Here is a 15,359-nt window from a genome sequence, read left to right as displayed (position 1 = left end):
TTAAGTTCCAACTTAATTTGGACAAGGCCAGCTCCCCGCTGGCCTTTTTTTATTGCATAAAACCTTAATATACTTTTAACTATTACAGCCCATACAGCAGCTTGCTCAAACCAGACTGACGTACCGTGTGGTTATTAACGGCTCGTATTGTTCTATCTTTATCCCCAAAAATAGTAAAGCGGGTTTTTGCTCTAGTTATAGCGGTATAGATAAGCTCACGGCCTAGTAACTTAACGCCAACATCGTCACCAGGCATGATCAATATTGTATGGTCAAACTCCGAGCCTTGGCTTTTGTGCACTGTCATCGCATATACACTTTCGTGCGCTGGCAACCTCTGATTAAACAATTTAATCATGTCACCTTTACCATCTATAAAATACGTTACTAATTGATCCGAAACCGGATCTGGTATTTGAATGCCAATATCACCGTTATACAGCCCTAAGTGATATGCATTTTCTGTCACTAGAATTGGTCGGCCAGCGTAGTGTTCATCTTGCCAAGCCACTCTACCCAATTGTGAGAGGCGTTCTTTCACTAATTTATTAAACTCTTCAACACCATATATACTTTGACGCACACAGCTTAATACCTGCAGCTCATAAAGTTTTTTAAACAACGCCTTAACCACGTTGAACTCATTACTTTCGGTTATTTCACTGATGCTGTCTAAAATAGCGACCTGGTGCCTTACAACACGTTCAACTATTAGCTTTATAGAATGAGAATTTGGATCCAACCAAGTTAACACACTCCCAGATTCTAAATACCTTTGCCGGTTAGCATCATCTGTACCTAAACAATTTTCTATCAGCAAATGCTCTACAGCTTTCCCAACACCCTTATTTACTGCTTTTGCCAGAAGACCTATCTCACCATTAGAGTCAAATCGATAAGACTTTTTTAGCTCAGTAACGGGTTGAAGAGCATTTTGCCGTTCAATACCTATTGATTGCAATGGTGCACAAATTTCAGCTAGTAAGTTACCGGCTTCAACAGAAGCTAGTTGTTCCTTATCACCAATTAACACTAACTGACAACGACTCGGTAAAGCAGACATTAATTTAGACATTAAACTTAAATCAACCATCGACGCTTCATCTAATACTAAAACATCAATCGGCAATTTATTGTTTGAATTGTAATAGAAGTCATTTCGACCACGAGATTTTAATAACCGATGAATTGTTGATGCTTCTGTAGGTATGTACGCTCTTATATCGTCACTAATATTTAACTTATCAATTTCTGACAACATCGATTCAGTTAGTCTTAAAGCAGCCTTGCCTGTTGGTGCAGCGAGCTTGATAGTGAACTGACCTATTTGTTTTTGAATTAAAGTAGGTTGCTCCAGGTAATATTGAACTAACGATGACAACAGCTTTATTACGGTCGTTGTTTTACCGGTTCCCGGACCGCCAGTAATAACCGAAAACTGATGGCTTAAACTATTCAGTACTGCTCGATATTGCCAATCAATTTCAGTATTTTGTTGTTCGTCCAATTTATCAGCCTTAGGTGAAGTGCTTTGGAACAACCCATTAACAATCTCGCTTTGGCCATCGAGCAACTCTGCTGGTAACCAATGGTGAGCTGGTTTTCGTGACTGTCCGGCAATCACAAACTCCGCTATAGCTAACTCCATGTTGTGATAACGAGAAAAGTAAACCAAACCATTGTCTAGAACAAAGGGCGCATCTTCACCAAATAAATCCGTAGCCTGAAGCAGTTCGGCCCATTCATTATGTTCAGGTAACAAAACACTATGGTGCATTAACCAATCTACCCATGTGAGTTGGGTTAGTAAAAAACACGTGTTTTGCTGATTTAGTTCATAACTGCACCTTAGAGCCAACAAAACAATCAAGTTAAAGGTTGCAGCATCTAGCGTTCTCACTTCGTTCGCGTAATAACAAGCCAAATGATAATCCGCGTCGCTAATTGAACCATTTGTTCGAAGCTCATTTATAAACTGTAAAGTAGAATTCCCCTTTAACTCCTTACTTATAAATATGGAGTCCACCGTCATTAACTCATTCGAGGGTAATAGTGTGTTATTTTCTAACATATTACTCATTATTCGCCGCCTTCAAGTAACGCGTTATCAAAATATTGAATCACCTCATAAGGTACTTTATAACTGTAAACGCCTTTGCCTCTGTGTGTTTGAGACATTCCTCGAAGGAACAAGTACATTCCGCCAGCCACATGTTCATCATAGCGATAATCCGCTAATTTTAGCGAGAGCCATTTGTGCAAAGCATAACTATAAATGATTAATTGCAGGTGATAATTGTGATCTGTCATGGCATCAAAAATGTTATCTGACTGATAGTCCTCAAAACGATTACCAAGGTAGTTGGATTTATAGTCGATAATGTAATATTGCCCGTTTACGCAGGCTGTTAAATCTATAAAACCTTTTAATAATCCCGTGAGCCCTTTCAGATTTAACACAGATGTATTTATCTTCGTTTTATCAAAACCGCACATTGATAACGCGTTACCAATAATTTTAGAATTAAGTGATTGAACATTAAAATAAAACTCCATTTCATCCAAACGTTGTTCGTGTTTTATATCAGACAGTGACCATTGTCCTAAATCGGCCCGCATAACATCATTCAACCATAAAATCGCATCATCAAGTAGGTGCTCATCTAAGCCAAAGCGTTGCAAAGCGTCCAATACTATTTCAGTTTGATCAGTGACTGGTTGAGTAAAATCTAAATGCTCAAACATATGATGTAAACAAGAGCCTGGGTTTGCGCCTTTTGGAAAAGTGAAACGCACATCAAGCGGATTATTATCAGGAAAGCTATCACCATCATCATTATCTGGCGTCAGAGTTTCAAAGCTATTAGTCTGTGCTGGATCAAATATCCCTAAGTGCGTCATTTCATCTGATGCACCTGGTATAAAGTGTTCGCCTGCACCAACCAATGCAGAGTAACTCAACACTCGCCAGTTTTGAGGGATCTGACCTTCAAACTCTGCACATGAATAAGTCTCTTTTTTATCCGAGATTGCATGCTTAGATTGATATTCAACAAACTCATCTTTTACCGCGTTAAAATTAGCGTTTACAGTTTGTGGCCCAATAATAGAAAGCTTCGCGATAGGTTCAGCTAAACTTTCAATTTTAGAAGTTAAAGCGGACTGCCAATCAGTTTCCGATATTTTGGGTTTGTCTTTTCCTAAAATCAAACGACCAAATGCTGATTTATCAACACTGCTGTCTTTACTATTTGAACGCTCTTTTAAATTAAAACACCCTAGTACCAAACGTTGTTTTGCTCGTGTCATCGCCACATAAAGCAGTCGAATATCTTCAGCTAAACGTTCTCCTTCCGCAATTTGCATTTCTATTTTGCGTTTATCTACTCGCAAACTAAGAGCGTTTAAGCGCTTTGATTGATGCAATGCAATTTTCTGAGCCTTAAATTCCGTAGCAAAGGGAATATAAACAATAGGATATTCAAGTCCCTTAGAGCCATGCATAGTTACTATTTGTACTAAATTACTGTCAGACTCTAAACGCATTGAGACATCGTCGCTGCTATCAACAGTATTCTCGATAACGGCTTGTCGCAACCAAGCCATTAGCTTTTCTGCGCCATTTTGAATGACAGACTCTTGCTGAATCAACTCCAATAAATGCCGATAATCAGTAACTTGTCGTTCAAAATCGATACCTTGATTTTGCCAAGCTTCAAAAGTGTTCGCAAATGCTAACACCTGATCGATGGCTGACGAAATTTTGCCTTGGGACCAAAATTGGTGAGCTTGGTGAAAACAAACAAGATGTTGGTGCCATGCTTTTGGGTTTTGTTGCAGCGCAGACAGCTCTAACAAAGAATAGGCAAAGAAGTCGGTAGCGACTGCAGCCTTTACTTTACGCTCATTAATTGGTGAATGAATGGCTTCTATCAAACGCAACATATCCTTTGCTAATGCGCTCCTAAATACACTGTCTCGGTTGATATAAACGGATCGCACACCTAACTCTATTAGAGTTCGCTTTAGTAACTTAGCTTGGTTTCTATTTCTAACTAATATGGCAATATCATTTGCTGATACTGATTTTGGCGTTACTGAGGGACTCTGTAAAAAGGCAGCGCCGTTCTCTGAGTCCTTTAACAAGTTCGCTATTTCCATAGCACATTGCCTAGCAATCACTTTTTGAATTTCCGGTAGTGAAAAGCCATTTAATGGTGGGTCTTGGTCAAGTGACGAAAAGTGTAAAACTTCCAACTTAGGAAGTGTTTTTTCATGTTGTATTAACTCAGGACTATCTAATTTCCCTGAACCAACGGAAATAAACGGTATTTGTTCGTGTTCAAATTTAAGCGGGCTTGTCTCAAAAATGTGGTTTATACCCGTTATAAGATCTTGATGAGAGCGCCAATTGGTCGAAAGCGTGTAATGTTGCTCATGGTCAAGGTGGCCTTTAGCTGTTATATACGTGAATATATCGGCGCCCCTAAAACGGTAAATAGCCTGCTTCGGATCGCCAATCATGATCATATTCACAGAGTCAGTTTCATCATCAATCGTTGAATTGTAAATGCAGCTGAATATCTCGTACTGAACAGGGTCTGTATCTTGGAATTCATCAATAAAAGCCAACGGATAGCGAGTTTGAATAGACTCTATCAGGCCTTCTGCGCCTTCTTGATTAAACAATGCGCTACGAAGTTGCAAAAGTAGGTCATCAGGCGTTAAAAGTTGCTGATCAGCTTTTATGCCTAACGCCCCTTCTTCAATTTTTTCCTTGGCCGTTGTTAACCAATACCCTTCAAACTGACTGTCTAAAAGTTGAGCGGCAATGGCATGCAAATCATCAAAAGCATGGGTTACTGGGTGACTAACAGGAGCATAATTTTTTTTGTAATTACTTGCGTCGCTAACATTACTTGTCGTGAAAATAGCAATTTCATCTAGCGATAACATTTCACTGTTATTTGTTGGCTCAATAAAACCTTCTATTAGCGATAATTTTGTCAACAGTGGTTTTTTACCATTAACGCCCGACTCTCTAATAGTTGAAATAAAATCTGACGTTCTTAATTTTACTTTTAATGACTCTAAGGCATCGCCGTAGCGCTTAATTAATGACGTATACTCTGCTTGTTCTATACTCGGTTCTATAACCACTTGCTTGTTCAGAATATCATTTAAACTCGCCAATAATTGATTGGGGTTTGTCCAAGCTTTCCGAAAAAGCTTGTACTCAACGCCAGTAAGGTCAAGTACGTACTGTCGCCAAAAATCATAAAGCGCTTGTTTGATATAAGGCTGATTATCCATTTCAAAGCTTTGCTCAAAAGCCATTTTGGTTTCAAACGCAAATTGGTTTAAACAACGTTGGCAAAAGCCATGAATTGTAAAAATCGCCGCTTCGTCTATTAGGGTAATTGCATCTTGTATACGATGATAAGCCGCCAGAATAGTATCTTGATTCGTTGCTTGTGGATTATGAGCTTTATATGCCTCACTGTAATCGCTTATGACAGACTTTAATGTCTTATCTACAACTAGGTTAGCCTGTTCCGATAAAGTGGCTAGTAATGCCTTCTGAGCTTCTTTAAGTTTATTACGTATTCTGTCTCTTAACTCTTGAGTAGCAGCTTCTGTAAACGTTACCACTAAAATTTGGTCTATCGAAAGCGGTGTTAAGCTCATATCGGTATTACGTAGACCCAACACAGCTCTTAAATACAATGTTGTGATCGTATACGTTTTGCCGGTTCCTGCACTGGCTTCAATTAACGCATTCTGATTCAATGGTAATGTTAACGGATTAAGTTCTTTCATCGACTTACTCCAACAGCAGCAACATACTCTTCCATAAATTCCATTATTTTTTTCATTTTACCTTCCACCTGACACTGCACCAAAGGCAAAAGTAAAGTTCGAGTTAATACTAAAAAGTCTTTTGGTAATGGTTTGTCAGGCCCAAAATGACGGACTACGTGATCATCAATAGGCGATCGCTCATCTTCAATCGCACTTTCGATAATGCCTTGAATACTTTTTAACAATGCACTGCTTGGTTTATCTTTGGCCATATCAACCGCCGCATTATAAGCAAAACGTCCGTACCACATTATGGGCTCTGAGCATTGCGTACTCATTAAATAAAGCTGTAACCATTTTTTTAGTTCGGCTAGCGCAAAATCTTGTTCTATTGAACTGAATGTAATGAAGTCATTGGTGTTGTGAGACAATAAGAATGTGGGACCAGGTTTGTCTGACAAGCTACGCATTAAATGAATCAGCCATGCTTCAATTCTATCGTCTGCTCTCACGTTTTTGGACAAACGTTTTACCAGTGACAAGCCACTTTCAATATTAAAACTACCTCTAAGTGAAACCTCAATATTAGCTATTTGAAATTCGATAGACGCTTTGACGCTTCGACTCGATACCGACTTAGCCGCGTCTGAATAACCGACCTTTAACGCCTCTAAAGTCGCATCTAGTTTGTGTACCGTTTGTTGGTAATCAAACAACAAATCTTCGCCCCACGCTTTTGGTGGAAACGAACCCGATGCTAACCATGACTGTTTGATTTTTGGCTCTATCTCTTGCTGAAAGTTTACCAATGACTGTACATGCTTATAACGCTGTAAACCGTCGTGCTCAAATGCCTCTACGTCTGATAAATTGTGATCGTTCAGCGCTAAATTAACGCCCAATTGTTGTTTATAAAAATGTTTGAGTGGGTTCTTGGCAAAGGTAATTAAATCATCTAATTCAACAATAACCTGATTGTCGACCGCCTGTAATTTAGCCTGTATATCGTGACATGAAAAAGGATCAAAAGTGCTTTCAACATCTAACACCTCATTGTTTTTTGTACTCTCAGACTGCCTTCTCAAGCCAGACACAAAAGACCCAAACCATTGTTTATTATAAGATTTAATGCCTGGAAAAGATTGATTGTCGACAAAATAGCGTTCGTTAAAAGGTTGCAAAGCGTGCTTGATCACGATTTGATCCTTCACTTTTCTTGTTTGCGTTCGCCCTTCAGGATTGTCGACAATGAAACTTTCTTGTAAATAATCTACCAATTCACTAAGTAATACCGATGGCATAAGTTCTTGATTATTTTTACTCGACTGTCCTAAATAACTGAGATGTAATTTTTGACGAGCCGAACACACTGCTTCTAAAAACAAATAACGTTCATCGAGCTTTCTCGCCCTATCCCCTTTCCTTGGTTTATTCAATCCAACTAAGTCAAAACTTAATGGCTCAACGTGCCTTGGAAACTCTCCATCGTTTAAGCCCAATACACATACAATATCAAACGGGACTGAACGCATCGGCATCAGCGTACAAAAGTTTACTCTGCCAGCTAGGAAGCGTTGCGATACTCCAGTTTCGTTTAAATTTTGTCTAAAAAAGTGCTGAACGATTAAGTTGTTCACATCTACCATTGCGTCGTTATTATGCTGATATTCTAATAACGTTTTATTTGCTTCTCGCAATTTATTCACTGAGATGAAGTCGGCGTCGATAATTTCTTCTGGGTTGAAGAGGTTTGTAATTAACTGGTCTACCCGCAAGTACCACATTTCTGGACTTGTAGCGTCGGTAAAGCGAGCTTTTAAGTCGGCTAGATAGCTAATAAAAGTTACTAGCTTAGCCATCACGTTTACATTGAGGCCTTCAATACTCGTGTAACTTGCAGTGCCATGCCAAACAGACTCTTGCCCTAAACTGAAACCAAGTACCATGCGTTTCAAGCCGTATAACCAAGTGTTAATGTCTTCTTTTGGCATATTCCAATTGGCTTTGTGTTCGCCATCGAGTGCCCATTTAATTTCGCACTCCACAATCCATTCTTTTAATAACTCAAGCTCTGCAGAATCAATATTAAATGCCGTCATTATTAGCGGCACTTCTAACCAATCTAATACTTCACTTACGGTAAACCTAGACGTAGGTAACCCTAATAAGGATACGAATGTGTTTAATATAGGATTTTCCGACAAAGAGCTTCTATCTGAAATACTGTATGGAATTGACTGTTCAGGTTGTTGAGGGTCTCTTGCAAAAACCGCATCAATAAACGGTGCATAGTCATTAATATCTGGCACCATGACAAGAATATCTTTAGGTAAAATAGTATTTGATTCTAACCAGCCTAACAGTTTGTCTTTTAAAACTTCAAGTTCACGAAAGCGACTATGACAACTATGTATTTGAATCGTATCGTCAACTTTACCTTTGTTAATCATTAGTGGAACTTTACCAGTCTCATCATTAAGCGCTTCTATAGATAAAGGCTCGGCACTGCCCCTATACTCCAGTTCTAAAATATCCTGTTGTACTTTTCCCAGTAACGTTTTGTTGTGCTCACCTCTAGGATCCGCCAGAAAAATATCTTGGAACTCAATGTCACGCTGAGACAAACTATCTAAATAGTCTCGCCCTACTTTGCCCCAACTGGCGAGTAGCGGATTACCTGTAATGAAGTAGTTTTGTTTTTGCTCATTATTCGTCAACGCAATTTTACTTTGTTGTTGATTGAGCCTAGCTAGTGTTTTTTCACTTAAGATATCGCCCCAGTACATACTGCATGGATTAAACCAAAGTATGTTAACTTCAATATGCTGACTCAACGCCATCAATACGTCTATTTGATGAGAAGGTAAACTAGAAATCCCGAACACAAATAAGCGATTAGGAATAAGTTTCAATAATGCTTCTGGTTCAATGGTACTTATTTTTTCCAATAAAACTTGATGCAAAGACGCACGGTGGAACTGGCTTTGCTCTAGCTGCTCTACGTTTTGATAGATACCGCGCCATAAAATAGCTTGCCACTCATGTCGCCCAATATCGTCGTTATCTGGTAAATCATTGTTGCCGTTTTGCCAATGTAATAGCCATTCAGGCCGGTAAACTAAATAGTTATCATAGGCATCTGCAATTTTTTCACTTAATTGGAAACGTCGTAAGTCGGTATATTCAGTTGATGAATGTCGTTCATCTGTTGATAGATACTCTTTTATCGCTGCAAAATTAGCATCGTCTAAAAAACCGGGTAATAAATGATAAATCTTCCAACGCAAACGGTCTTTATTGTATGCACTAGTACTTGGGACATTTGGTATTAGTTGCTGGTACAACGACCATATAAAGCTACTCGGTAATGGGAATTTTAGATTAGCGGCAATACCAAGTTGTTGAGCAATTTGTATTTTTAACCACTCTGACATGCCTGGACTATGCACTAATATCGTTTCAGCGGTAAATGGATTTTGACCGGAATTACTTTTAATTTGCTGGCTAAGTACTGTAACTAAGGCTTCTAATCGGTTTGATTGATAAACCGTAATGTTTGATGAATTGGATTGATTGTTAATATTGATGTCCTAAATATTTATCAATTAAATTAGAAATATGTTCCATTGTCTCTGACTCAAAATCTTCTTCATTTTGGTCTATGAGTTCTAACATCTTGTTTGTTTGCTCGAGTGTTAATCGCTTTTTATTTAAACAGAAATCTATTTCAGGTAATGATTTGTCATAACGAGGCACAATTTGCCATTCAATAAGTTGTGGGTAGAGTTTTTGGAAATACTTATTTGCGACTACACAGTACCCTTCAACATGATCTAAACCATCAGGGCCCAATGAACCGGGTTCAACTCTCACTAGCACTGACAACTTAGTATCGCCTGGCATATGGCCACCTTATGTTTGGTTGGAGCATTAACATTAAATAAAAGAAGAAATTATTATTTTTAAACCACTTAGCTTCTTATCTCAAAATACTACTGAGTTGCTGCTTAAATGGCAATTCTAAATTCGCTTACATAGATTGTAGTCAATTTTCGTTCAACTACATCATCCAAATGCCAAGGTTTACTTTGCAATCGATACTATCCAGTGCCATGTGTATTAATAGTCCAACACCGACTATTCGTGTCTTAGGATAGACAGCCAACGCACCATACAAAATAACAAATGGCCAAGTGTGTAGGGGATGAAAGCCCATGCTGCATCTTAGGGGATCATATATTGGTGTCGCTAATAAGTGGTCGATATCTATTACCATGGTCAGCATCATTACGATAAATGCTAGGCGCCATTTTGATTTAAAAAATGAGAGCGCAATAACGGCCGGCACTAATACGTGTAAAAATAAATGAAAGATTTTGTCGTTCCTATTTTGTCATTCTTATAAAAGAAGTAGTTTTTAAACATAGCTTGATTAAGCCGTTGCGATAACAAATTCGGTAAGGCATGATCGCAAGTATATTATTATTTAAATATCAAAATTAAAAGTGAGCATTATGAAAGTCATTTCTTTTAATATAAACGGCTTAAGAGCACGTTTACATCAGTTAGAAGCCCTTATCGCTAAGCACAATCCAGATGTCATTGGTCTGCAAGAAACTAAAGTGCATGATGAAGCCTTTCCAGAAGAAGCCGTTACTGCAATGGGTTACCAGGTATTTTTCCATGGTCAGAAAGCGCACTACGGCGTTGCTATGTTAGTTAGAAATGACGTTGCTGAGAATATTACTAACGTACAAAAAGGTTTCCCCACTGATAATGAGGAGCACCAAAAACGAATGGTTATGGTGACGTTTGATTACAATGGCCAGTCTGTTTCTGTGTTAAATGGTTACTTTCCGCAAGGCGAAAGCATTGATCATGAGATTAAATTTCCGTACAAACGTGCGTTTTATCAAGATTTGATGTCTTACTTAACGGAACACAAAGACCCTAAAGAAGCTGTGATTGTAATGGGTGATATCAATATTTCTCCAACGGATTTAGACATTGGTATTGGCGAGCCAAACAAAAAGCGTTGGTTAAAAACGGGTAAATGTTCATTCCAACCTGAAGAACGCGAGTGGTTAGCAACACTATTAAACTGGGGATTCAAAGATACTTTCCGCACACTTCACCCAACCAAAGGTGAACAGTACTCATGGTTTGACTATCGCTCTAGAGGTTTTGACGACAACCGAGGTTTAAGAATTGACGTGGTTTTAGCAACGGAGTCTTTAAACAGTAAGGTTACTGACGCTGGAATAGACTACGAATTACGTGGCATTGAAAAACCATCAGATCACGCCCCTATTTGGTCAACCTTTGATATTTGATAAAACCGAACATAAAAGCTTCTCACGGGAAGCTTTTTTTCTTTTATTGTTTCTTTTTGTTATTCCCACCAAATAACCTATTTAACAGTAGCGCTAAATCCATAAACGTTAAACGACTGTTTACTTTGTTATTTGTAACCCACCCTTCAGATGGCTGGTTTTTGTCCTCTTTTGAGAAATAGCTGAGATCCGCTTGATGCTGAGCTTGAACTTTGTGTTCAATTTCTCGGTACCAATTTTGAAGACTAATAGGCAGCCTTGTATCAGCTTGTTGACCAAGTTGATAAAACCCATGCGCTGGAATAGATAACAGCATGATCGACATTGCAACGGCGCTGTGAAGAGAGTCAACACCAAAATAATAGATTTGCAGCCAAATAGTAATTAACGCGATAGCAGGCGCAGCTGTTAACGACATATCAGTCAATCTAATCGCTTTAGTTTGTTCAAACATCAATAGATAGGGTTCGTGCTTTGGCCAAGTTTGACTAAACAAGTAACCTTTACAAAAAGTATTTTTTAAAATAGTCATGCCCCCATTTATAATTAAACGTTATACTGTAAAGATAACCTAAACCGTGAATTTTGAAAACTTTCTGCTCCATTTAATGCCATTATTTTAAGTGAGGTAGATACTAATATAAAGCTTTTCAGCGTAAGGAAATTATGAGCTCTAACTCCCATGTTCTTGTTTTAAACTGTGGCAGTTCTTCATTTAAGTTTGCATTAATAGACAGCGCAACAGGTCATCAAATATTACATGGCCTAGCAGAAAAGCTTGGCCACGATGATGCATCCATAACGATTAAACGAGAAAATGAAAAAAATAGATTAGAGCTTGGTAAAAATAATCAACACGTTGACGCAATTAAAGTCTTAGTTTCAACGCTTCAAGAACTCGGTTTAGATACAAATATTGGTGCAATTGGCCACAGAGTGGTGCACGGCGGAGAGATGTTTACTAAATCTGCTGTCATAGACGATGATGTTATAACTGCAATCGAAGCGGTTTCAGCTCTAGCACCTCTTCATAATCACGCTAATCTAATTGGTATTAAAGCCGCCCAACTAGCCTTCCCAGGCATTCCACAAGTGGCAGTATTTGACACGGCATTTCACCAGACCATGCCAGAAAAAGCCTACATGTACGCAATAGACAAAGACCATTATAAAGAAAAAGGCATACGTCGTTACGGCTTTCATGGAACAAGCCACTTTTTTGTTGCCCAAAAAGCAGCAGAGTGGCTCAACAAATCATTTGAAACCACCTCTGTTATAACGGTTCATTTAGGTAATGGTTGTTCAGTGTGTGCTATCAGCGACGGCAAAAGTGTAGATACTTCAATGGGCATGACTCCACTTGAAGGGCTGATGATGGGCACTCGCAGTGGTGATATCGACCCTGGTGTTATTATGTATTTAATGAAGCGTTATAAATATGACGCCAACCAGATTGATGACTTCTTAAACAAACAAAGCGGCATGTTAGGCCTAAGTCAACTATCAAACGACTGCAGAACATTAGAAGACGCGTTAAATGATGCGGACAATGAGAAAAGACTTGCCGCGCAATTAACCCTTGAAGTTTATAGTTATCGAGTAGCCAAATATATTGCTGGTTACACCTGCGCCCTTACCCACCTTGATGCCGTTGTTTTTACCGGTGGAATTGGTGAAAACTCTAATTATATAAGAGATATAGTGGTTAAACACCTTGGACTACTAGGTCTAACTATTGACGATTGTAAAAATCAACAAGCTCGATTTGGCCAAGCAGGCGCAATCAATGACCCAACATCACGAACACCCGTGTTAGTTATTCCTACCAATGAAGAATGGGTAATTGCCCAAGATGCTGCAAAGCTAACCAAAGGAGTTAAGTAATGGCCCATAGAATTATGTTAGTGCCGGTTGGCTCAGGAGTAGGACTTACTTCTGTGACCTTAGGTCTATTTAGAGCACTTGAGCACAAAGCGGTAAAAGTAAACTTTTTTAAACCTATTTCACAGCCAATAAGTGGTGATAAAGGGCCTGAAAAAACGACGCAAATTTTACGGAATTTAAGTCACATCGATCCGCCAGAGCCCTTCTCACTCAACTATGCCGAAACGTTAATCGGTGATGATAATGTTGATATTTTGTTAGAAGAAATAGTAGAACGTTTTGAATCTCATATTAAAGATGATGAAGCCGTTATTATAGAAGGCCTAGTCCCTACTAAAGATCAGGCTTACGTCAACAAAATCAACCGTCAAATTGCAACAGCCTTAGGGGCTGATGTCGTTTTTGTTATTGCGCCAGGAAATACCACATTAACTGCATTAGAAGATCAGCTAGAAATTGCCGCAAATAACTATGGCGGTTTTAAAAGCGAACATGTTATTGGCACTATATTTAATAAAGTAAATGCTCCTAGAGATTTAAAAGGCAACTTAGCTAACGACTTTTCTGAAGTACTTTTAGAGAACGCGAGCAAAGATGATTCAGTCAATTACAAAAAGCTATCTATCTTTAACAAAAGCTTCAGTTTATTAGGCTGCGTTCCATGGAATTCAGACCTCATAGCGCCGCGAGTAAAAGATTTGGCGGAATACTTAGATGCAAAAGTAATTAACGAAGGTGACCTAGAGTTCCGTCGATTAAGATCAATCACAGTATGTGCAAGAACCGTTGGCAATATCTTAGGTAGAGTTCGACCGGGTGTACTTTTAGTGACGCCTGGTGATCGTTCAGATGTGTTAGTCGCAGCTTCATTATCTGCAATGAACGGTACGAAACTAGGCGCTATATTGCTAACGGGAGGTTTCCAACCGGAACCTTCTATTTTAGAGCTATGTAAACAAGCCTTTGAAAAAGGCCTACCGGTTTTATCCACCAAAAGTGATACCTGGGACACCGCTTTATTATTGCAAAGATTTAATATGGAAGTTCCCATCGATGACGAACAACGTATTGAGCGTGTTAAAGATCACACTGCAACACATATAAGTGAAAGCTGGATTGAAAGCCTAACTAAAAACGTAGCTAAGATTAGGAAGTTGTCCCCTGCTGCGTTTAGGTATAATTTGACTGACAAAGCTCGAAAAGCGAACAAAACAATAGTTCTGCCGGAAGGCAATGAACCAAGAACTATAAAGGCGGCTGCTATTTGTGGTAAACGAGGCATCGCCAAATGTGTTTTGCTGGGCGACCCAGAAGAAATAATGTTGGTTGCTGAACAACAAGGTGTTGAGTTAAACGACAATGTTATTATTAAAAATCCAGATAAAATACGTCATCGTTACATTGCCCCTATGGTTGAACTCAGAAAACACAAAGGCCTAACGGAAGTGGTAGCTGAAGAACAGCTTGAGGATAACGTTGTACTTGCAACGGTTATGTTGGCTCAAGATGAAGTAGATGGGTTAGTATCTGGTGCAGTGCATACAACGGCAAATACCATTCGACCTCCTCTACAGTTAATTAAAACTGCAGAAGGCGCGTCACTCGTCTCTTCGATATTTTTCATGTTACTGCCTGATCAAGTTTTGGTTTATGGCGATTGTGCCATTAACCCAGACCCGAGCGCGGATCAACTTGCAGACATTGCCATTCAATCTGCGGATTCAGCAAAGGCCTTTGGTATAGAGCCAAAAGTTGCAATGATCAGTTACTCGACGGGTACTTCAGGTACCGGCGCCGATGTAGATAAAGTAAGGCAGGCAACTGAAATAGCGAAACAAAAACGTCCAGACTTAATCATAGATGGTCCATTACAATATGATGCGGCAGTAATGGAAAATGTGGCACGTAAAAAGGCACCAAACAGCCCAGTAGCAGGTCAAGCAACGGTATTCGTATTCCCTGACTTAAATACCGGTAATACAACTTACAAAGCGGTTCAACGTAGTGCGGATGTAGTTAGCATTGGACCTATGCTACAAGGAATGCGAAAGCCAGTTAACGATTTATCTCGTGGTGCTTTGGTTGATGATATTGTTTATACAATCGCCTTAACGGCGATCCAATCATCACAAATTTAAGATCAAATAGTTAAAATATAAGCGCTGGTTCTTTTTTAACCCAAAGGCTGAAGTGCTTATATTTCAAGGCTTAACGAAAGTTAAACCGAGTAACCAACATAGTTATCCACAGATATTGTGAGTAACATGAGCTTAACTAACTGATCTTTTTAAATATTCATAGTAGTATCTGTAACAACAGATTGACCTGACATTGCGTTAA

9 protein-coding genes are annotated in these 15,359 nt (G+C 39.0%); 3 read left to right on the top strand and 6 right to left on the bottom strand.

Annotated features, from left to right (window positions below; translation table 11 throughout):
- Positions 1-82: 82 nt before the first annotated feature.
- The 5 genes from recD to ABD009_RS00485 form a co-directional block, all read right to left on the bottom strand.
- Complete coding sequence (recD, locus tag ABD009_RS00505) at positions 83-2,080, bottom strand: exodeoxyribonuclease V subunit alpha (protein ID WP_343821970.1); 1,998 nt, start codon at positions 2,078-2,080, stop codon at positions 83-85.
- Positions 2,080-5,820 carry an exodeoxyribonuclease V subunit beta gene (gene recB / locus ABD009_RS00500; protein ID WP_343821968.1) on the bottom strand — a complete coding sequence of 1,247 codons (3,741 nt, stop codon included), beginning with the start codon at positions 5,818-5,820 and terminating at the stop codon, positions 2,080-2,082. The genes recD and recB overlap by 1 nt, the downstream gene beginning before the upstream one ends.
- Entirely contained in the window at positions 5,817-9,356 is a 3,540-nt protein-coding gene (gene recC / locus ABD009_RS00495) for an exodeoxyribonuclease V subunit gamma (protein ID WP_343822433.1), read from the bottom strand. The genes recB and recC overlap by 4 nt, the downstream gene beginning before the upstream one ends.
- Positions 9,357-9,378: 22 nt before the next feature.
- The gene (locus ABD009_RS00490) at positions 9,379-9,705 is read right to left on the bottom strand and encodes a hypothetical protein (protein WP_155693442.1); all 327 of its coding nucleotides are present in this window, start codon (positions 9,703-9,705) and stop codon (positions 9,379-9,381) included.
- A gap of 157 nt (positions 9,706-9,862) precedes the next feature.
- A complete protein-coding gene (locus ABD009_RS00485) occupies positions 9,863-10,177 on the bottom strand; it encodes a DUF6122 family protein (protein ID WP_343822432.1) in 315 nt (104 codons plus the stop codon).
- 139 nt (positions 10,178-10,316) lie between these two features.
- Between ABD009_RS00485 and xthA the strand changes: the two genes are divergently transcribed.
- The gene (gene xthA / locus ABD009_RS00480; protein ID WP_343821966.1) at positions 10,317-11,135 is read left to right on the top strand and encodes an exodeoxyribonuclease III; all 819 of its coding nucleotides are present in this window, start codon (positions 10,317-10,319) and stop codon (positions 11,133-11,135) included.
- Positions 11,136-11,178: 43 nt separating this feature from the next.
- Here xthA and ABD009_RS00475 read toward each other — a convergent pair whose 3' ends face one another.
- Positions 11,179-11,667, bottom strand: coding sequence for a DUF412 family protein (locus ABD009_RS00475; RefSeq protein ID WP_343821963.1), 489 nt, complete (start codon positions 11,665-11,667; stop codon positions 11,179-11,181).
- A 134-nt stretch (positions 11,668-11,801) separates the two neighbouring features.
- On the opposite strand from ABD009_RS00475, the gene ABD009_RS00470 reads away from it, so the two are divergent.
- Both ABD009_RS00470 and pta read left to right on the top strand, forming a co-directional pair.
- Positions 11,802-13,019, top strand: a complete 1,218-nt coding sequence (locus ABD009_RS00470; protein WP_343821961.1) for an acetate kinase — start codon at positions 11,802-11,804, stop codon at positions 13,017-13,019.
- Positions 13,019-15,157 carry a phosphate acetyltransferase gene (pta, locus tag ABD009_RS00465; protein ID WP_343821958.1) on the top strand — a complete coding sequence of 713 codons (2,139 nt, stop codon included), beginning with the start codon at positions 13,019-13,021 and terminating at the stop codon, positions 15,155-15,157. The genes ABD009_RS00470 and pta overlap by 1 nt, the downstream gene beginning before the upstream one ends.
- Positions 15,158-15,359: the final 202 nt, after the last annotated feature.

The sequence above is a fragment of the Psychrosphaera haliotis genome (assembly GCF_039523615.1).
In the GTDB taxonomy this organism is placed as follows: Bacteria; Pseudomonadota; Gammaproteobacteria; order Enterobacterales; family Alteromonadaceae; genus Psychrosphaera; species Psychrosphaera haliotis.
This window is presented reverse-complemented; position numbering and strand designations above follow the sequence as displayed.

Coding starts and splice junctions, on each gene's coding strand:
- recD (WP_343821970.1), bottom strand. CDS start 2,080: ATGAGTAATATGTTAGAAAATAACACACTATTACCCTCGAATGAGTTA.
- ABD009_RS00475 (WP_343821963.1), bottom strand. CDS start 11,667: ATGACTATTTTAAAAAATACTTTTTGTAAAGGTTACTTGTTTAGTCAA.
- ABD009_RS00470 (WP_343821961.1), top strand. CDS start 11,802: ATGAGCTCTAACTCCCATGTTCTTGTTTTAAACTGTGGCAGTTCTTCA.
- pta (WP_343821958.1), top strand. CDS start 13,019: ATGGCCCATAGAATTATGTTAGTGCCGGTTGGCTCAGGAGTAGGACTT.
- recB (WP_343821968.1), bottom strand. CDS start 5,820: ATGAAAGAACTTAATCCGTTAACATTACCATTGAATCAGAATGCGTTA.
- xthA (WP_343821966.1), top strand. CDS start 10,317: ATGAAAGTCATTTCTTTTAATATAAACGGCTTAAGAGCACGTTTACAT.
- ABD009_RS00490 (WP_155693442.1), bottom strand. CDS start 9,705: ATGCCAGGCGATACTAAGTTGTCAGTGCTAGTGAGAGTTGAACCCGGT.